Source organism: Cereibacter sphaeroides 2.4.1 (assembly GCF_000012905.2).
Taxonomy (GTDB): Bacteria; Pseudomonadota; Alphaproteobacteria; order Rhodobacterales; family Rhodobacteraceae; genus Cereibacter_A; species Cereibacter_A sphaeroides.
Map to the genome: position 1 here is coordinate 37,179 of NC_007493.2, position 18,943 is coordinate 56,121.

General features: G+C 70.2%; 18 protein-coding genes. 11 read left to right on the forward strand and 7 right to left on the reverse strand.

Annotation, left to right across the window (positions count from 1 at the left end):
* Position 1 precedes the first annotated feature (1 nt).
* From RSP_RS00165 to RSP_RS00185, 5 genes are all read left to right on the forward strand, one after another.
* The gene (locus RSP_RS00165; RefSeq protein WP_011336752.1) at positions 2–1,855 is read left to right on the forward strand and encodes an ABC transporter ATP-binding protein; all 1,854 of its coding nucleotides are present in this window, start codon (positions 2–4) and stop codon (positions 1,853–1,855) included.
* Positions 1,848–3,122, forward strand: a complete 1,275-nt coding sequence (locus RSP_RS00170) for a Zn-dependent hydrolase (protein ID WP_011336753.1) — start codon at positions 1,848–1,850, stop codon at positions 3,120–3,122. The genes RSP_RS00165 and RSP_RS00170 overlap by 8 nt, the downstream gene beginning before the upstream one ends.
* Complete coding sequence (locus tag RSP_RS00175) at positions 3,119–4,063, forward strand: phosphotransferase (protein ID WP_011336754.1); 945 nt, start codon at positions 3,119–3,121, stop codon at positions 4,061–4,063. The genes RSP_RS00170 and RSP_RS00175 overlap by 4 nt, the downstream gene beginning before the upstream one ends.
* On the forward strand, positions 4,060–5,004 hold the full coding sequence (locus RSP_RS00180; protein ID WP_011336755.1) for a choline/ethanolamine kinase family protein: 945 nt from the start codon (positions 4,060–4,062) through the stop codon (positions 5,002–5,004). The genes RSP_RS00175 and RSP_RS00180 overlap by 4 nt, the downstream gene beginning before the upstream one ends.
* 632 nt (positions 5,005–5,636) lie before the next feature.
* Positions 5,637–5,822 (forward strand): hypothetical protein, encoded by a 186-nt coding sequence (locus RSP_RS00185; protein WP_017140025.1) that lies wholly within the window; start codon positions 5,637–5,639, stop codon positions 5,820–5,822.
* 362 nt (positions 5,823–6,184) lie between these two features.
* Here RSP_RS00185 and RSP_RS00190 read toward each other — a convergent pair whose 3' ends face one another.
* Both RSP_RS00190 and RSP_RS00195 read right to left on the reverse strand, forming a co-directional pair.
* A complete protein-coding gene (locus RSP_RS00190) occupies positions 6,185–7,789 on the reverse strand; it encodes a Y-family DNA polymerase (protein ID WP_011336756.1) in 1,605 nt (534 codons plus the stop codon).
* Positions 7,790–8,013: 224 nt separating this feature from the next.
* Positions 8,014–8,286 (reverse strand): I78 family peptidase inhibitor, encoded by a 273-nt coding sequence (locus RSP_RS00195; protein ID WP_002722114.1) that lies wholly within the window; start codon positions 8,284–8,286, stop codon positions 8,014–8,016.
* Positions 8,287–8,486: 200 nt separating this feature from the next.
* Here RSP_RS00195 and RSP_RS00200 point away from each other — a divergent pair, with 200 nt between their 5' ends.
* The 4 genes from RSP_RS00200 to lpxK all read left to right on the forward strand — a co-directional run bounded on the left by RSP_RS00200 (position 8,487) and on the right by lpxK (position 11,817).
* Positions 8,487–9,233 carry an NYN domain-containing protein gene (locus RSP_RS00200; RefSeq protein ID WP_002722115.1) on the forward strand — a complete coding sequence of 249 codons (747 nt, stop codon included), beginning with the start codon at positions 8,487–8,489 and terminating at the stop codon, positions 9,231–9,233.
* Positions 9,234–9,374: 141 nt separating this feature from the next.
* Positions 9,375–9,620, forward strand: a complete 246-nt coding sequence (locus RSP_RS00205) for a DUF4170 domain-containing protein (RefSeq protein ID WP_002722116.1) — start codon at positions 9,375–9,377, stop codon at positions 9,618–9,620.
* Positions 9,621–9,631: 11 nt separating this feature from the next.
* Positions 9,632–10,819, forward strand: coding sequence for a 3-deoxy-D-manno-octulosonic acid transferase (locus RSP_RS00210; RefSeq protein WP_011336757.1), 1,188 nt, complete (start codon positions 9,632–9,634; stop codon positions 10,817–10,819).
* Positions 10,819–11,817, forward strand: coding sequence for a tetraacyldisaccharide 4'-kinase (lpxK, locus tag RSP_RS00215; protein WP_011336758.1), 999 nt, complete (start codon positions 10,819–10,821; stop codon positions 11,815–11,817). Before RSP_RS00210 ends, lpxK begins: the two co-directional genes overlap by 1 nt.
* A gap of 224 nt (positions 11,818–12,041) precedes the next feature.
* On the opposite strand, the gene RSP_RS00220 is transcribed toward lpxK, so the two are convergent.
* Genes RSP_RS00220 through RSP_RS00230 form a run of 3 tightly spaced genes read right to left on the reverse strand, consistent with a single transcriptional unit; the run spans position 12,042 to position 14,397 of the window.
* Positions 12,042–13,187 (reverse strand): CaiB/BaiF CoA transferase family protein, encoded by a 1,146-nt coding sequence (locus tag RSP_RS00220; RefSeq protein WP_011336759.1) that lies wholly within the window; start codon positions 13,185–13,187, stop codon positions 12,042–12,044.
* Positions 13,184–13,855 carry a DsbA family protein gene (locus tag RSP_RS00225; protein WP_011840178.1) on the reverse strand — a complete coding sequence of 224 codons (672 nt, stop codon included), beginning with the start codon at positions 13,853–13,855 and terminating at the stop codon, positions 13,184–13,186. Before RSP_RS00225 ends, RSP_RS00220 begins: the two co-directional genes overlap by 4 nt.
* An 11-nt stretch (positions 13,856–13,866) precedes the next feature.
* Positions 13,867–14,397 carry a DUF721 domain-containing protein gene (locus tag RSP_RS00230; protein ID WP_011336761.1) on the reverse strand — a complete coding sequence of 177 codons (531 nt, stop codon included), beginning with the start codon at positions 14,395–14,397 and terminating at the stop codon, positions 13,867–13,869.
* Between the two features lie 81 nt (positions 14,398–14,478).
* On the opposite strand from RSP_RS00230, the gene mutY reads away from it, so the two are divergent.
* Positions 14,479–15,582, forward strand: a complete 1,104-nt coding sequence (gene mutY / locus RSP_RS00235) for an A/G-specific adenine glycosylase (protein ID WP_011336762.1) — start codon at positions 14,479–14,481, stop codon at positions 15,580–15,582.
* Positions 15,583–15,619: 37 nt separating this feature from the next.
* Positions 15,620–16,891: an alkane 1-monooxygenase gene (locus tag RSP_RS00240; RefSeq protein ID WP_011336763.1), complete on the forward strand. Its 1,272-nt coding sequence runs from the start codon at positions 15,620–15,622 to the stop codon at positions 16,889–16,891.
* Between the two features lie 155 nt (positions 16,892–17,046).
* Here the strand turns inward: RSP_RS00240 and RSP_RS00245 are convergent, their stop codons facing one another.
* A complete protein-coding gene (locus tag RSP_RS00245; RefSeq protein ID WP_002722128.1) occupies positions 17,047–18,165 on the reverse strand; it encodes a site-specific DNA-methyltransferase in 1,119 nt (372 codons plus the stop codon).
* Positions 18,166–18,253: 88 nt separating this feature from the next.
* Positions 18,254–18,892: a ribonuclease HII gene (locus tag RSP_RS00250; protein WP_002722129.1), complete on the reverse strand. Its 639-nt coding sequence runs from the start codon at positions 18,890–18,892 to the stop codon at positions 18,254–18,256.
* Positions 18,893–18,943 lie beyond the last annotated feature (51 nt).

The following is an 18,943-nucleotide window of genomic DNA, read 5'->3' on the forward strand; positions in this document are numbered from 1 at the left end:
GATGGCCTTGGACATGGGCGCGGCCCCCGAGACCCTGCTGAGCGTGCGCGGCCTGAGCGTCGCGGCCGGCGACAGGCCGATCCTGACCGACATCTCCTTCGATCTGGCGCCGCGCTCGATCCTGTCGGTGATCGGGGCCACCGGATCGGGCAAGACCGTGCTGGCCCGCGCGCTGGCCAGCTGGCTGTCGCCGCCGCTGCGGGTGACGGGCGGCAGGATCCTGTTCCGCGGTCGCGACCTCGTGGCCGATCCGGCCCATGCCCGCAGCCTCGCCGGGCGCGAGATCGCCTATGTCGGCGGCAATCCGGCCGGTGCGCTCGATCCCACCATGACGGTGGGGGCGCAGCTGGTGGAGAAGCTCCGCGCCGTCCGCCCCGACATGTCCGCCGACGAGGCCCGGAAAAAGGCGATCCGGCTGCTCGAGGCGGTGCATATCCCCTCGGCGCAGCGGCGCTTCCACGAATATCCGTTCCAGTATTCCGGCGGCATGATGCAGCGGGCGATGATCGTCGACGCGCTGATCTCGGATCCGGCGCTGCTGATCGCCGACAACATCACCCAGCCGCTGGATGTGACGGTCGCCGCGCAGATCCTCAAGCTGATGCGCGAACTGAATGCGCAGTTCTCGACGGCGATCCTCTTCATCTGCTCTTCGCTGCCCGTGGCCTGCGACGCCTCGGACGAGGTGATGGTGCTGCACGAGGGCCGGGTGGTCGAACGCCAGACCCCCGCCGCGCTGGTGGCAAGCCCCGGGCACACCTACACGCGCGAACTCATCGCGGAACTTCCCACGCTCTGGCAGGGCGGCGAGAACGGCGCGAGCCGGCCCACCGACCGGGAGCGGCGCGCGATCATGTCGGTCCGGGGGCTGGCCAAGGCCTACGAGGTTCGCGCGCGCGGGCAGGCCGGCATCTCGCGGGTGCAGGCGGTGCGCAATGTCGATTTCGACGTCTTTCCGGGCGACAATTTCGGCGTGGTGGGCGAATCCGGCTGCGGAAAATCCTCGCTGATGCGGCTTCTGACGGGGCTGGAGCGGCCGGATGCGGGCTCGGTCTTCTTCGAGGGCGAGAACGTGGGCGCCGCCAGCCCCAAGCGCCTGCGCGAGCTGCGCCGCAGGTTCCAGCTGGTGCTGCAGGATCCTTACGGTTGCCTGCCGCCGCAGTCGCCCATCGGGGCGATCCTCGAGGAGCCGCTGAAGATCCACCGGATCGGCAATGCGGCCGACCGGCGCGACCGCGCACGGGCGGTGATGGCCGAGGTGGGGCTGGATGACGGTCTCTACCGCTCGCTGCCCACCGGGCTTTCGGCCGGCCAGCGCCAGCGGCTGAATGTGGCCCGGGCGATGATCCTCGAGCCGCGGCTGCTCATCATGGACGAGACGCTCTCGGCGCTCGATCAGACCGAACAGGGCAAGCTCTTGGATTTGTTCGACAAGCTGCAGGCCCAGCACGGCTTCACCTACATCTTCATCTCGCATGACCTCACCATGGTGCGGCGGGTCTGCTCGCGGATCGCGGTGATGTATCTCGGCGAGACGGTGGAGGTCGCGCCCAACGAGCGGCTGTTCTTCGATCCGGGCCACCCCTACAGCCGCGCGCTTCTGTCGGCAGCCCCCACGCTCGAGGAGCGCCGCTACCGGCCGGAGGACTGCCTGCTCGAGGGCGAACCGCCGAGCCCCATCGACCTGCCCCCGGGTTGTGCCTTCGCCAGCCGCTGCCCGCACGCCTTCGACCGCTGCCGGATCGAGAATCCGGCGCTGCGCGCGCGGGGCGGTCATGCGCTGGCTGCCTGCTTCCTGAACCCCGAGCCCGACATCGGCCTGCACGAGACTGTCACGGAGACGCCCCATGTCTGAGACCCAGAGCCTTTCCCGCATCGACGCGGATCTTCTGAACGCGCTTATGGAGAAAGTGTCCGAGTTCGGCTCGACCGGCGACGGCGGCATCGACCGCCCGGCGCTGACCGACGCCCACCGGGACGCGCGCGACTGGTTCCGGTCCGAGCTCGAGGCGCGCGGCTATACCGTGCTCGTCGACGCGATCGGCAATCTCTTCGGGCGGATCGATCTGGCAGGCCCTGAGGCGCCGCTCGTGATGATCGGCTCGCATCTCGACAGCCAGCCCAGGGGCGGGCGCTTCGACGGCGCCTATGGGGTGATTGCCGCGCTCGCCGCCATCGAGACCTTCCGCCGCGATGGGGGCACGCCGCGCTGCAACTATGTCATCGCCGACTGGATGAACGAGGAGGGGGCACGGTTCCAGCCGAGCCTCCTCGGCTCGTCGGTCTTCGCGGGCCTCATCGAGCTCGACTGGGCGCTCGGGCGGCGCGACCGGGAGGGGCGGAGCGTGGGCGAGGAGCTGGTCCGCACCGGCTACAAGGGCACCGACGCGGCGCCGCGCCCGGATCTCTATCTCGAACTCCATATCGAGGGCGACGCCAAGATGGAGACGGCGGGCGCCCGGATCGCCCCGTTCCTGCGGCACTGGGGCGCGCTGAAGGTCCGGATCGAGGTCACGGGCGAGCAGAACCATACCGGCCCCACGCCGATGGAAGACCGCAAGGATGCGGTTCTGGGCGCGGCCTATATCATCGCCGAGGTGCGGCGGCTGGCGGATGTGGCCGAAGACACGCTCTTCACCTCAGTGGCGCGGGTCGACATCTCGCCCAATTCGCCGAACATCGTGCCGGGCAAGGCGGTCCTGTTCTGCGAGCTGCGCGCGCCCGAACCGGCGATGCTCGACTGGTCGGAGGCAAGCCTCCGCGCCGCTCTGCCCGCGCTCGCTGCGAAGGCCGCCACCCGCGCCGAGATCGTCTCGATCGACCGCCGACCGGCCGGGAAGTTCGACCCGCGCCTCGCCCGGCTGACCGAACGCGTGGCAGACGACTTCGGCCTGCCCCGGATGCAGCTCGACACGATCGGCGGCCATGACGCCGTGGCGCTGAACGCGATCCTGCCGAGCATCGTCTTCGCCGTGCCGTCGGTCGGTGGCGTGATCCACCGCAACGACGAATATACCAGCCCCGAGGATCTGGCGGCGGGCGGCGACGTGCTGACCGACATGGTCCGCCGCATCGACCGCGCGGGCGCCGATCTCGACCTCGCGCTCGGGGCGAATGCATGACGGGGGCGCTGGTCAGCAGCGAGATGATGGCCCGCGCCGCTGCGGCCGCAGGGCTGTCGGACGAGGCCGACCGCCCGGGGCCCGCGCCTCTGGCCTCGCCCAGCTATCTGGCCCTCGAAAGCGCCTCGATCCTGACCGACGGGGGCGTCTTTCTCAAGGTCATGCATCCCGAGATGCGGCAGGACTTCGACCTCGGGGCCGCCATGGCGCTGGCCCGGCAGGCGGGTGAGGCGGGGATCGGCCCGCGCGTTCTCTGGGCGGATCCCGCGCAGGGGGCCATCGCCATGGAGGCGCTGACCGAGGCCGGGGGCTGGCGGCGCGCGATGCAGGTCGATCTGCAGGAGGCGCCGGTGCTGGGCGCGGCCATGTCCGCGCTGAAGGCCCTCCATGCCACGCCCGCGCTTTCCTCGCGCTTCGATCCCTTCGCGCAGATCGACGGGCTGATCGCGGACTATTCCCGCCTTGGCGCGCCGCTGCCCGAGGATACGGGCTGGCTGCGTCGCCTGATCGGCGCGGCTGAGCCGGTGCTACGGACGGGGGCGGACCTTGCGCCCTGCCGCAACGATGGCGCGGCCTCGAACCTGATGCTGGGGCCGGGGGGTGCGGTGAGGCTCGTCGATTACGACCGGGCGGGCATGAACGACCCGCTCTACGACGTGGGGGCGCTGCTGGCCGAGACGACCGATTTCGAGCGCGAGATGCAGGCGGGCTTTGCTGCCTATGCGGGGGCCTTCGACGAGGTGGCCTTCGCCCGCGCCCGGCTCTGGTCCTTCGTCGACGACATGCTCCACGCGCTCTGGTCGCGGCTGAAGGCGCGGACCTCGGCCCGGGGCGGCGTCGAATGGCTGAAATACGGCGAATGGCGGCTGATGCGGCTGCGGATGGCGCTGAACCATCCGCAATACGAGCAGAAGATCCGGCTGGCGGGAGGGGCGGCATGACCAGAAAGACGCTGGGCGAGGCCTCGCATCCGATGGAAGAGGCCATCGAGGCGGTGATCCGCAAGGCGCCGCTGTTCCGGGGCGGGACGGGCATGGTCTATGGCCCGGTCTCGGGCGGGATCAGCAACGAGAACTGGCGCGTGACCGCCTCCGACGGCAGCGGCGACTGGTTCGTGAAGATCCCCGGCAACGGCACCGAGATGTTCATCGACCGCAAGGCGGCCTTCGAGGCCTCGCAGCGGGCGGCCGCCGCCGGGCTGGGCCCGCGCGTCTACGGCGATCTGGCGGAGGAGGGGGTCGAGATCAACGATTTCATGTCCGACCGCCGCCCCGCCACCCACAGCGACTTCGCCGAGCCCGCCAAGCGGCAGGCGGCGATGGCCGCCTATCGCACGCTGCACGGTCTCGCGCCGCTGACCGCGACCAAGACGGTCTTCGACATGATCGACGAACATGCGGCACAGGCGGCCGATCTCGGCGCGCCGCGCTTTCCCGACCATGACTGGATCACGCTGAACGAAGCCATGGCGCGCGAGGCGCTGACGGCCTCGGGGCTCGATCTCGTGCCCTGTTTCAACGACCCGATGCCGGGCAATTTCATGGTGGGGGCGGATGGGTCGATCCTGCTGATCGACTACGAATATGCCTCGATGAATGACCGCTGCTACGATTTCGGCCTGTTCTTCGGCGAGATGTTCTTCACGCCCGAGCAGGAGCTGGAGCTGATCGAGACCTATTTCGGCGATGTCCGGCCCGAGATCGTGTCGCGCGTCATCGTCCACAAGGCGCTGGCGGATGTGAAATGGGCGCTGTGGTCGATGGTTCAGCTGCGGGTCTCGCGGCTCGCCTTCGATTTCCACAAGTATGGCATGTGGAAGCTGATGCGGTTTCGCCAGATCACCGGCCATGCCGACTGGCCGAAACATCTGCGTACGGTCTGACCGGGCAGGACGGTTCCGATCCGGGTGCCACCGCCGGTCCGCAATCGGACCGCCCGTCCGCTGGTCGCGGAAACGGCACCCCGAGGCCGAGGTCGGCGCGATCCGGGATCGCTTCACATGCGCAAGATGGCGGGGTCCGATACCGTTCAGAAGGAAAGCCCGCTCAGGGCAAACGGGCGGTGCCGCGAGGGACTTTGGTGCGTGTGGCGGCGAAGATGACCTGTGGATGCCGATGGGAGAAGCCGGGCGCTCCGGTCCGGTAAGGTTCCTCAGGGCCATGCAGAGGAGCCGTCCTGCAGAAGGCGACGGTGGATGTTCCGGGTCCCGGTGCAGCGATCCGGCGACGCAAGGGGCATCCGGCTATGAACGAGGCCGTGCCGTCGAGCCCAGCCAGCCCCAGCCAGATCGGCCCTCAGGTTGCTGACCGGCCGCGGGCTGTTCTTCCCGTCTGCACGCGCCACGCGGGTCTGCCTCTCTCTCATCTGCATCATGCCTCGGTCTTCACCTTTCGGTCACCGGCGTGACGTAGAAGTCTGCGTCGAACGCAAGGGGAACATCTGCTATGGCGACTCTCGGGCAACGACGTCAGGATCCGATCTGCGACAGGTGTCCGAGCGGCAGGGGATGAGGCCATGCGCGCTCTGACCGAGGCGGAAATCTACGGCATTCTCCAGACCGCGATCCTGGCACAGGCCGCCGCGGAACGTCCGGATGAAGCGCGGTGGCTTCAGGCGCTTCTCACGCAGACAGCCCTGCCCTGCATGTCCCGGCTCCATCTGCCGGGACTGGCCTGGCTGACCCTGGCCGACGAGGTCTGACGGACGAGGCGCCGTGAGATGCAGCCGCGGTCCAGCGATAGGTCCGGAGGGGTCCTCAACGGATGCAGATCCGCCCGAGGAGGGCCGATCGGAACGATCAATGGGCCTGTTCAGCCCCGAAGGCGCATGACTCGGACGGCCGAAGGATTGGGCGGCGTGCAGGGCCTCGGTGACGGCGGGGTGACCATGGTGCGCCTTACAGGCGCCATCGCCGACCCGGTGCCGATCTCCCCGTCGTCGGTGATCCGGCCCGGCAGTTCGGATCCCCGCGCCATCCCGGGTTCGGCGCGGGAGGCCGGACTGCGCCGGAACCGCGCAGGCTGTCGTGGCTCTCCCGGGCGAAGCCGCCTCTTGGGCCTCCGTCACGCCATCTCGCCCTCCACCCACCAGCCGCCGGAGACGACCCCGCCCATCGCCTCGAAGAGCCAGATCCGTTCGCCCTCCTCCAGCTCCACCGCCCAGTAGTCCCGCGCGCCGCTGCGCCAGTCCGGCTCCTCCAGCCACCATTCCGGCAGGATCCGTTCGGGGCCCTCCGCCCGCACGATCCGCCGGTCGCGTCGGCGCCAGCAGACGCGGTGCGGAGGCGCGCCCACAACCTCGACCGGTTCGGGAGGGAACAGGATCAGCGGCCGCCGCCCCGGCGGCTCGGGCCAGGGGCCCGCCGCCTCCGACCAGGCCGCCGCGAGAACCAGCGCGGTTTTCGCGGGCACATGGCTCTCCGCAGGATGGAGACGCGTCACGCCCTCCGCCCCCAGCCGCGCCCCGAGCCTGCCCACGACATCCGCCAGAACCTCCGCCGGCCGCCCCGCCGGGCCACGCCCCTTGCCGGAGGCCACCGTCAGGAGTTCGGTCTCCACCGCCGAAAGCCGCAACATGTCGATGCCGAACCCGGCATCGATCTGGTCGATTTTCAGCGCGAGCAGCGGACGGATCCGCTCGGGCGCGCAGGTGGTATGGGCGAGGCCGACCTCCACGGCCGGCACCTGTCCGTCCGACCGGAAGGCCTGCAGCCGCACCCGCCGGGCGCCGCGCCCCTTCTCCTTCAGCCGGTCGCAGAGCGGTCCCAGCAGCCGGTCGAGCCCGGCCTCGACATCCTCGCGCAGGCCGATCGGATCGGGCAGGGTCAGCCGGACCGCGAAATGCAGCGGCGCCCCCGCAGGCGAGACCGGTTCCGGCTCGAGCCCGAGGGCCTGATCGATCCGTCGGGTCACCTCTTGGCCGAAGCGGCGGGCGAGGGAGGCGCGCGGCAGGTCGAGGAGATCGCCCACCCGGCGCAGGCCGAGCCGCGCCAGCGACTGGACGGTGCCCTCCGACAGCCGCAGGGCCGCGACCGGCAGCGGCTCCAGCGCGGCCCGCAACGCGCCCGGGGCCGAGATCAGGCCGAGAGGGCCCCCGCTCGGCGGGGCGAAGGTCCGCCGCCGGGACGCGCGGGAGCGGGTGGCATGAGCCTCCTGCTCAATGGCATCGCCGTTCAGGTTGCCCTGTAGTGCCCGCCCGGCATGGCGCGCCAGCGCCCAGGCCGCGCCCGGCGTGTCGGCCACCGCGGCCCGCACCGTGAGGCCCAGCCCCGCACAATCCGCCTCCACCACGCCCAGCACCTTCTCCTCGCCGCCGAAGAGATGGGCGCAGCCGGTCAGGTCGATCATCAGGCCGGCCGGAGGCTCTTCGGCCACCCAGGGAGAGAATTTTCCCGCCCAACGCCGCAGGGCGGCCAGGAAGGCGGCCTCGCTGGCCGGATCCTCTGACGCGGTCATGAGATGGGGGCAGATCGCGGTGGCGTCGCGAAGGCCCTGGCCAGGGCCGAGCCCCAGCGTCTCGGCCTCGGCCGAGACGGAGACCAGCACCTGCGCGCCCTGCCGGTCGCCCACCACGGCGAAGGGCGGCGGCAGGGTGTCCTTCCGCCGCCGCAAGAGCCGCTCGGCCCCCAGCCGGGGAAACCAGAGAGAGAGAATCCGTCGCCGCGCCATGTATGGTTCCTGTTTCGTTCAGGATAGCTCAGGCGTGGCAGCGGAGTCGAGTCACCGAAAAAGTAGAAGGGGCCTAATGAAGCCCGAGCGATCGGCGGAGAGTGCTTGTCCGCCTCTGCCTCAGAGCGGGGCCGGCTGCAAAGTTTGCAGCGAAGGCAGTCCTGTCCGCGGCAGCGCCGGCGAGCGGGGGCTCGATGTCCCCCGAGCCGGCTCCTTCCGGCCGGTCAGCCGCAGGCCAGCCGCACGATCCGGCCCGCCTCGTTCGTTTCGACCGTCAGCCGGGCCGGGCTGAAGTCCATCGTCACCATATCCCCCGGACGCACGACGCGCACCGGCTGGGTGAAGCGGATCGTCTCGAGAACCTCGGCCGGCTGCCCCACGAGCCCGGTCAGCCGGACGGCGCCGCAGCTGTCGGTGGGCAGGACGATCTCGGGTTCCTTCCTGCCGCAGGCGGTCAGGCTGGCGGCGGCGGCGAGGAGAAGCAGGGTGCGGCGCATGTCGAAAGTCTCCGGTCGAACGGCGCGCAAGCTAGTCGCCCCGGCCGCGCGAGACAAGGCGGGCCGCGGCCGCGCCGATGACGCCTCCGTGAGGGAAGCGCCGCTTCCCCCGGCGCCGTCCCCTCCGCCGCCGCGTCCCGGGAGTTTCGGCCTTTCGCGCGGGCCGCGTTTCGGGCAGGAAGGGGAAAACAGGAGCGATCATGTCCGACCCCCGCGCCCCCCGCCTCTGCGTGCTGATCGACGCGGACAACGTGCCCGCCAACTATGCGGAAGCGATCTTCGAGGAGATCGCGGCGCTGGGCGAGGCCTCGGTGCGGCGGATCTACGGCGACTGGTCGGCCATGCGGCTCAATGCCTGGGCGAAGAAGGTGGCGGCCCTCGGGCTCGTCGCCGATCAGCAGTTCTCCAACACCAAGGGCAAGAACGCCTCCGACATCGGTCTCGTGATCTCGGCCATGGACTTCCTCCATTCCGGCCTCTTCGACGGGTTCGTGCTGGTGTCTTCCGACAGCGACTTCACCCGCCTCGCCGCCCGGATCCGCGAGCAGGGGCTCGATGTCTACGGCATCGGCGAGAAGAAGACGCCCGAGGCCTTCCGCATGGCCTGCAAGCGGTTCATCTATGTCGAGAACCTCGGCTCGGATGAGCCGCCCGCACGCGAGCCGCGCCCGGCGGACGAGCCGCAGCAGCCGCCCGCGCAGCGCGGCCGCGAGAAGGAAGAGCCGATGAAGGCGATCCCGCTGATCGCCGCCGCCATGCGGGCCATCGATCCCGAGGGCGAATGGTACAGTCTGGGCCAGATCGGCCAGTTCATCACCCAGGCCAACCCGGACTTCGACACCCGGACCTACGGCTCGGCCAAGCTCTCCGACCTCATCAAGAAGATCAGCCGGTTCGAGGTGAAGCCGGGTCCCGGCGGGCAGCTTCTCGCCCGCGACATCGCCTGAGCCGCAAGGGCGCCGCCGCATCCAAGGAAGCGGCTCCCCGACAGGCCTGAGGGCAGGGGCCGGCCACGCCGCTGCCGTCCTTGACCCCTGCCGCGCATCGTCTAGGGTGCGCGGCATTCCGCCACTCAAAGGAGCAACGCCATGGCCCAGCGTCTTCACCTCGTCTTCGGGGGCGAGCTTGCCAGCCCCACGAAGAATGTCTTCAAGGATGTGAAGGCCATCCATATCGTCGGCATGTTCCCGGACTATGCCTCGGCCTTCGCCGCCTGGAAAGCCGAGGCGCAGCGGACCGTCGACGATGCGCATGTGCGGTATTTCATCGCCCATCTCCATCGCCTGCGCGACGAGGAGCAGCCGGCCTCGGCCACCGAGGAACTCGGGAACTGACGCGACACACCATGGCGAACGCCTTCGGCCTCTCGCTCGGGACTGCCTTGCGGCGTGACCCCGCCGAGGGGCCGGTGCGGCCTCAGCGCCCGCTCGGGCGGCTGATCTGGCTGCATGCGCCGACGCGCGACTCGGCCCGGCCCATGGCCGAGCTGGGCCGGCGGATCATCCTCGACGAGGGCTTTCCGGTACTGCTCACCACCCATGTCCCTGTGAGTTCGGGCGGCATCCTCATCGTGCAGCCGCCCCCGCCCGACACGCCAGCCGCCGTCGCGGCCTTCCTCGACCACTGGCGGCCCGATGCGGCCTTCATGGCCGAGGGCGAGCTTCGGCCGAGCCTCATCAACTCGGCCTTCGACCGGAACGTGCCGCTCGCGCTGGTCGATGGTGCGGCCCCGCGCATCCTGCCCGGCCGCGAGAGCTGGTGGCCGGGGCAGATGCGCAACCTCCTTGCCAAGTTCCGCCACATCTTCACCCTCGACGAGGCCGCCGCCCGCGCCTTCCGCAAGGCCGGAAGCTCCTCGCACGTCACGCAGGTGGCGGGCCGGCTCGAGGAGGGCAGCCTCGCGCTGCCCTGCACCGAGGCCGAGCGCGCCGCGTTGGCGCGGCTTCTCGCCCCCCGGCAGGTGTGGCTCGCCGCGGGCCTTCCCATCGAGGAAGAGGCCGCCGCCATCGCCGCGCATCACGCGGCGCTCAAGCTCGCGCACCGGATGCTGCTGATCGTCGTGCCGCAGGAGCCCGACCGCGCCGCCGCTTTCGCCGCGCGCTGCGAGGCCGAGGGCTGGAAGGTCGCCCGCCGCGCCGCCGACGAGGAGCCGGACGCCGACACCGAGGTCTTCGTGGCCGACGGCATGGCGGAGCTCGGCCTCTGGTATCGGCTGGCGCCGGTGACATGGCTCGGCGGCAGCCTCAGCGTGGGCTGCGTGCTGGACCCGCTCGAGGCGGCCTCGCTCGGTTCGGCCCTGATCCACGGCCCCCATTTCGGCCCGCATGGCGCGACGCTGGCCCGGCTCTCGGCGGCGCGCGCCTCCCTTCCCGTGGCCTCGGCCCGCGGCCTCGCAGAGGCGCTGGCGGATCTGCTCGCCCCGGATCGGGTGGCGCGGCTGGCCCATGCCGGCTGGGCCGTGGCCTCGGAAGGAACCGAGGTCACCGACCGGATGGTGGCGCTCGCCGGACGCCTCGTCGAGCGGGAGGCCTGATGCGCCCGCCCGCCTTCTGGTTCACCCCGCCGGACAGTCCCGCTCTCGCGGCCCGGCTGCTCGCTCCGCTCGGGCAGGCCTATGCCGCGGCCACCGCGCGCAGGCTCAGGGCACCCGGCCATCGCGCCGGTGTGCCGGTGATCTGCATCGGCAATCTCAATGCGGGCGGCACCGGCAAGACGCCCACGGCCATCGCGCTGATGCAGCGGCTCGCGGCGCGCGGGATCGAGGCCCATGTCGTCTCGCGCGGCTATGGCGGGCGGCTCGAGGGGCCGGTCGAGGTCGATGCGCGCCGCCACCGCGCGGCCGATGTGGGCGACGAGCCGCTCCTGCTCGCGGCCTTCGGGCGCGCCTGGGTTGCGCGCGACCGGGCGGCGGGCGTGCGGGCGGCCGAGGCTGCGGGGGCGCAGGCGATCCTGCTCGACGACGGCTTCCAGAACCCGTCCGTGGTCAAGGATCTCTCGCTCATCGTGGTCGATGCGGCGGTGGGCTTCGGCAATGGCCGCTGCCTGCCCGCGGGCCCGCTGCGCGAGCCGGTCGAGGCGGGCCTTGCCCGTGCGGACCTGCTCCTTTCCATCGGCGGGCCCGAGGCGCAGCGGCGCTTCGCGACCGACTGGCCCGCGTTGCCGGTGCCGCGCCTGACGGGGCGGCTCGCGACGCTCCAGATGGGGATGGACTGGCAGGGCGCGCGGGTGCTGGCCTTCGCCGGTATCGGGCGGCCCGAGAAGTTCTTCGCCTCGCTCCGCGCCGAAGGCGCCGAGCTTCTGCGCGCCGAGGCGCTCGACGATCACCAGCCCTTGGGCGAGGCGCTGATGAAGCGGCTCGAGATCGAAGCGATGGCCCTCGGGGCGCAGCTCGTCACCACCGAGAAGGATGCGGTGCGCCTGCCGCCCTCGTTCCGGCAGAAGGTGCTGACCCTGCCGGTCCGGCTCGAATTCGATGACGCAACGGCGCTCGACGCGGCCCTCGACCGGCTGGGTCTCGCGGCCCGGAGCTGAGCGGGCTGCCTCATTCCGGGCCGTCCTGCCGCTACGGCAGCCGGATCAATGCCGCCGTCTCCTCGATCAAAGACACCGTGCCGCCCGCACGGGCGCGGCCCGAAGCTGGAGCATCCACCGCGTCCTGCACTCGCGATAAGGACGGATCGGTATCGTCGGCTGCAAGCGGACAACGGGCACCGGGCGGTCGCGCTCCTTGAGAGAGGAGGCGAGGGACGGCCTGCCTAGTCCTGATCCGCCGGTTCGCCCAGCACCTCGGCCCGATGCTCGCCGAGCCGCGGGGCGGGGCGGGCGAGGGCCAGCTCCGCCTCGGAGAAGCGAAAGGGAGAGCGCACGCCCGGCACGCCGCCGGGGGCGATCTGCATGCCGCGATGGCGGATCTGCGGATCGGCGAAGACTTCGGCCATGTCGTTGATCGGGCCCGCAGGCACGCCCTCGGCCTCGCAGGCGGCCAGAAGCTCCGCCTTCCGCCAGCCCGAGGTGACAGCTGTCAACGCGCGCGTCAGCTCGGCCCGGTTCGCCACCCGGTCGGCATTGGTGAGGAACGCGGGCGCCGTGGCCAGCCCCGGCAGGCCCAGAAGCGTGCAGAGCCTGCGATATTGCGCGTCGTTGCCGGTCGCGATGATGATCCAGCCGTCGGCGCAATCGAAGACCGCATAGGGCGCGAGGTTCGGATGTTCGTTGCCCATCTTCCGCGGCGCGACGCCGGTCGCGAGGTAGTTCATCGCCTGATTGGCCATGATGCCCGCGGCCACATCCATCAGCGCCATGTCCACCTGCTGCCCGCGCCCCGTGCCCGCGCGCTGGTGCAGGGCGGCGAGAATGGCGGTGGCGGCATAGATCCCGGTGAAGATGTCGGTCACCGCCACGCCCACCTTCTGCGGCTGGCCCTCGGCCGCGCCGGTGACGCTCATCAGCCCCGCCATGCCCTGGATGATGAAATCGTAGCCCGCCCGGTGCGCGTAGGGGCCGTCCTGCCCGAAGCCCGTGATCGAGCAATAGACGAGCCGCGGGTTCACCTTCTGCAGAGACGGCCAGTCGAGCCCGTATTTCGCGAGCCCGCCCACCTTGAAATTCTCGATCACCACATCGGCATCGGCCACGAGCCGCCGGACGGTCTCCTGCCCCTCGGGCGTGCGGAAATCGGCCGTCACCGACCTCTTGCCGCGGTTGGCCGCGTGGAAATAGGCGGCCGAGCGGTCGCCCTCGCGCTCGATAAAGGGCGGGCCCCAGCGGCGGGTATCGTCGCCTTCCGGGGCCTCGACCTTGACGACATCCGCGCCGAGGTCCGCCAGCACCTGCCCGGCCCATGGGCCGGCCAAAATCCGGGCCAGTTCGACGACCCGGATCCCGGCAAGCGGCGCGCTCATCCCTTGGCGAGCTCCGCGTCGATGATCTTCTTCAGCTCCTCGTAGCTCATGTTCGAGTGTTTGGTGCCGTTGATGATGAGCGAGGGCGTGGCGGTGATGTCGTCGGCCTGACTGTTCTTCTGGAAGGCCGCGACCATCGCCTCGGCCTTGGCCTGATCGTTCATGCAGGCGTCGAGCGCCGCATCGTCGAGCCCTGCTGTCTTGCCGATCTTGCGCAGGTTGGTGGCCACCTGCGCCGGGTCGTTCGTCACCCATTCCTTCTGCTGTTCGAAGATCAGGTCGGCGATGCCGAAATAGCGCATCTCGCCGCCGCAGCGCGCGACCATCGCGGCCCAGAGGCCGTAGCGGTCGAAATAGACCTCGCGGAAGGTGAAGCGCACCTTGCCCGTGTCGATATAGTCGCGCTTGAGGGGCGTCAGCACCTCCTTCTCGAAATTCGCGCAATGGGGGCAGGTGAAGGAGGCATATTCCACGATCGTGACCGGCGCATCCTCGGCGCCCATGGACATGTCCTCGACCGCCGCCGTGGTCTGGGCCGCACCGGCTTCCTGAGCCGAGGCCGCCATCGGGGGCAGCTGCGTCTGCCCGGCGTCGCGGCTGCCGTTCCAGAGGGCCACGCCCGCGACCGTCGTGAGTGCCAGCGCCGCCAGCCCGAGTTTCTTGACCATTCCGTGCCTCTTCATGCTTTTGAGCGTGATAGGAAATTCTGGGCGAGCCGTTCGAGGGCCGCCTTCAGCCCCTCGTCCTGCACCCCGTCCGCGGTCTCGGCCGCCCGCGCCTTGACCGCCGGATCGACGGGCCGCGGCGTCGGGGGCGCGGGATCGAACAGGGCCTGACCTTCGGCGAAGCCCGAGGGCGCCGTCTGGGTGAGCGTGATCCGATGGATCGCCGCATAGCCGTAGCAGGCATTCACCCGCTCCTTCAGCGCCGGCAGCTGCATCTGCACCAGTGGCGCATGGGCCGAGGAGACGAGGATGGTGAGGGTCGCCCCGAAGCCCTCGCGCGCGCCGTAGCCCACCTTCACCGGCCGGGTGATCCGCGCGAGATCCTCGCCCGCCACCTCGGGCCAGTGGGTGAGCAGCCGCGTGACCGCAAAGCCCCGCTTTTCGCCGGCCTTGCGGATACGGTCCTGCAGCAGGCCCGACGCGGCCTCGAACCCGCGCATCCGGCGGTTCGGCTTGGCAGGCGGAGGGGCGGGGGCTCGGGTCATCTGTTCATTCCTGATCGCGCGCCTATCTTAGGCGCCGCGCCGGGGGGCGCCAGAGCCGCGTTGCAGGAGGGAGCATAAAGATTGCGTGACACCGACGAAAGCCCGGACGCCGGGGACATCTCCGCCCGGCTTCTGGCCTGGTACGACCGGCACGCGCGGGTCATGCCCTGGCGGGTGGGCCCGGCCGAGCGGCGCGCGGGGCACAGGCCCGATCCCTACCGGGTCTGGCTGTCCGAGATCATGCTCCAGCAGACGACGGTGGCCGCGGTGCGCGATTATTTCCGCCGCTTCACCGACCGCTGGCCGGATGTGGAGGCGCTGGCCGCCGCGCCGGATGCCGATGTCATGGCCGAATGGGCGGGCCTTGGCTATTACGCGCGGGCGCGCAACCTGTTGAAGGGCGCGCGGGCGGTGGTGGCGCTGCACGGCGGACGCTTTCCCGAGACGCGGGACGGTCTTCTCTCGCTGCCGGGGGTCGGGCCCTATACGGCCGCGGCGGTGGCCTCGATCGCCTTCGACGAACCCGCGACCGTGGTCGACGGCAATGTCGAGCGCGTGGTCTCGCGCCTCTTCGCGGTCGAGACGCCGCTGCCCGCGGCCAAGCCCGAGCTCACGCGGCTCGCCGCCACCCTCACCCCGCAGGTGCGGCCGGGGGATCATGCGCAGGCGATGATGGATCTCGGCGCCACGATCTGCACGCCGCGAAAGCCCGTCTGCAGCCTCTGCCCGCTCAGGCCCGATTGCGAGGGCCACCGCGCGGGCCTCGAGGCGGAGCTGCCGCGCAAGGCGCCGAAGGCGGAAAAGCCCGTGCGCGAGGGCAGGCTCTGGATCGCGGTCCGCGCCGACGGGGCGGTGCTGCTCGAGACCCGGCCCGAGCGCGGGATGCTCGGCGGCATGCTGGGCTGGCCCGGCACCGACTGGGACCGGAGCGGCGGGCCCGCGGGCGCGCCGCTCGAGGCCGACTGGCGAGAGACGGGGGTCGAGGTGCGCCACACCTTCACCCACTTCCACCTGCGGCTCGAGGTGCTGGTGGCCCAAGTGGCCGAAGCGGCGCTCCCCGCCCGCGGGAGCTTCGTGCCCCGTGCGGATTTCCGGCCCGCGGCCCTTCCGACCCTGATGCGCAAGGGCTGGTCCGTTGCCGCAGCGGCGATCCGTCACCCGACCGGGGAGGAGCGACTCGCATAGGCTCGCGCGCATCGACAGTAGCAAGTGGAGTTGTGAAATGGTTTCTGCTCCGGACGTCGTGAAGCCGAACCCGCCACCCATCGCGCATCTCAAGCGCGCGCTGCCCTTCGCGATCCCGTTCGCGACCGTGCCCCTCGCCCTGATCGGCGCCGCCCAAGGCGGCTGGACGGTCCTGCTGTTGCCCCTGTTCGTCTGGGGGCTCTTCGACCTGCTCGACCTCGCTCTGGGCCCGGACCCGAGAAACGAGGATCCCGCCACCGAGAAGAAGGACCTGTTCTGGTTCCGGCTCCTTTCCCTGATCTGGGTGCCGCTCCAGCTTCTCACGGTCTTCGGGCTGGTCTTCCATGTGAGCCACGCGGCCCATCTCGGCCTGATCGAGAAGATCGGCCTCTTCATCGGCATCGGTGCGATGACCGGCAGCGTGGGCCTCGTCCATGCGCACGAGCTCATCCACCGCAACAGCCGGCTCGAGCGCGGGCTGGGCGACCTCCTGCTCGCCAGCGTGCTCTACAGCCATTTCCGCACCCTGCATCTCAGGGTGCACCATCTTCTCGTGGGGACCGCCGAGGATCCCGCGACCGCCCGCTTCGGCGAGGATTTCCCGACCTACCTCCAGCGCGCCCTGACCGAAGGGCACCGGCGCGCCTGGGAGACCGAGGTGGGCCTTCTCGCGCGCACCGGCCGTCCGCCGCAGGCGCTGAGAAACCCGTTCTGGATCTATGGCGTGCTGCAGTTCGCCATGATCGTGGCCGCTCTGGTCCTGGGAGGGGCGCAGGGGCTTCTCCTGTTCCTCGTGCAGGCCTTCGTCGCGGTCTGCCAGCTCGAACTGATGGGCTATGTCGCGCATTACGGGCTGACCCGCCGCCTCCTGCCCGACGGCACGCCGGAGCCCGTCCAGCCGCATCACAGCTGGAACGCGCCGCAGAAGGCCTCGGGTTGGCTGCTTCTGAACCTCGGGCGCCATTCGGACCACCATGCCCGGCCCGACCGGCGCTATCCGCTGCTTCAGGCCCTGCCCGCGGCCGAGGCCCCGCAGCTTCCCCATGGCTACCCGGCGATGGCGGCCATGGCGCTCGTCCCGAAACTCTGGCACCGCCGGATGGACCTGCGCGTGCTCGACTGGCGGCAGGCCCGCTATCCCGACATCGAGGACTGGACGCCCTACGGTTCGGGCGCGGGAGCCGCCGCCGATGCGGCGCCGCCGCTGCCCGAAACGGTGGCGGCTGAAACCCCGGTCGCGCCGGTTGTGCCTCCGGCTTCGGAGGTGCCCGAGGCTCCTGCCGCCGAGCGCAGGCCCGAGACGGTGTGAGATCCCGGCCCCCGCCGCGCTGGCGGGGGCCTCAACCGAACCTTCCCCCGCTGAAGACGAGCGGCCACATGAAAAGACCCCGCCGTGAGGACACGGCGAGGAAGTGGTGCCGCGGCGCAGGACCAGCGGCACAGTCGGACGAAATCCGAAAGGGATCAGTTGGGGCGCGGGTCTTCCATCTCCGCCCGGATCTGCTGGCGCAGGATGTCGATGGGGATCATCTTCCCCTCGCGCTTGTAGCACCAGTAGGTCCAGCCGTTGCAGGAGGGCGCGCCTTCCAGCGCGGCGCCGACCTGATGGATCGAGCCCTTCACATCGTTGCCGATCAGCGTGCCGTCGGCGCGCACCTTCGCCTTGTGGCGGTTGTTCATCGAATAGAGCTCTTCGCCCGGGCGCAGCATCCCGCGCTCGACCAGCTGGCCGAAGGGCACCCGCGGCTCGGCCCGCTTCGAGCCGGAGACTTCGAGCGCCGAAGCGTCGTAGCGGCGCACGCGCGACAGCCGCTCGGCCGCGATCCTGCGGTAGCTCTCTTCGCGCTCGATGCCGATGAAGTCGCGGCCGAGCATCTTGGCCACCGCGCCGGTCGTGCCGGTGCCGAAGAACGGGTCAAGCACCACATCGCCCGGATTGGTCGTGGCGACCATCACCCGGTGCAGGAGCGCCTCGGGCTTCTGGGTCGGGTGGGCCTTGTCGCCCTGCTCGTCCTTCAGCCGCTCATGGCCGGTGCAGATCGGGATCACCCAGTCCGAGCGCATCTGCACGCCCTCGTTCAGGGCCTTTAGCGCCTCGTAATTGAAGGTGTATTTGCTGGCTTCCTGCTTCGAGGCCCAGATCAGCGTCTCGTGCGCGTTGGTCAGCCGCTTGCCCTTGAAGTTCGGCATCGGGTTCGACTTGCGCCAGACCACATCGTTCAGGATCCAGAACCCCTGGTCCTGAAGCGCGGCGCCCACGCGGAAGATGTTGTGATAGCTGCCGATGACCCAGATCGCGCCGTTGGGCTTCAGCAGCCGCCGGGCGGCCGCGAGCCATTCGCGGGTGAACTGGTCATAGACCGAGAAGCTCGAGAACTGGTCCCAGTGGTCGTCCACCGCATCCACCCGGCTGTTGTCGGGCCGGTGCAGGTCGCCGCGGAGCTGCAGGTTGTAGGGCGGATCGGCGAAGATCAGGTCGACCGAACATTCGGGCAGGGACCGCATCGTCTCGATGCAATCGCCCGCAAGGATCTGGTTCAGCGGAAGCACCGGGGCCTCCGTCGTCTTGGTCTTGGTCGCCATTCTCTGCCTCTGCCGCCGGCATTCATTCGCCGTTCTATGGGGACAAAGGATGAGTCATCGGCGAATCGCCGTCAAATTCTTTTTTGAATCAAGGGCTTATGGAAGCCTCTTGATACAAGATATTGTGGACGGGTTTGAACGAACGCCTATGGTGAGGGGTCGGGCCAAGATTTAGAAGAGCCTGAAGATGATCCTTCGTCCCGTATCCCGCGTTGGTGCGCCAGCCGTAGCCGGGGTGCTGTTGCTCCAAATCCACCATGATCCGGTCGCGGGCGACCTTGGCCACGATCGAGGCCGCGGCGATCGAGAGACAGAGCGCATCGCCCTTCACGATGGCCCGGCAGCGGTGGCCGAGACCCTTGGGCACCATATGCCCGTCGATCAGCGCGAAGTCGGGCCGCGAGGGCAGGCCCGCCAGCGCCCGCCCCATGGCGAGGTGGCTTGCCTGAAGGATGTTGAGCCGGTCGATCTCCTCGACCGACGCATGGGCGATCGAGACCTCGGCCACGGTGTGGATCTCGGCGGCAAGCATCTCGCGCCGCGGGGCGGTCAGCTTCTTGCTGTCGTTCAGCCCTTCGGGGATGCGTCCGGGGAAGAGGCGCACGGCGGCGGCCGTCACCGGGCCCGCGAGCGGGCCGCGCCCCACCTCGTCGACGCCGACGACACAGGTGAAGCCTTCGGCAAGGGCGGCGGTCTCGTGGGTCCAGTCGGGGCAGGTGATTTCCATGCCCGACCATTAGCCCGCCGGCCGGCGGGCCGGAAGGCGGAAAGAGGCGGT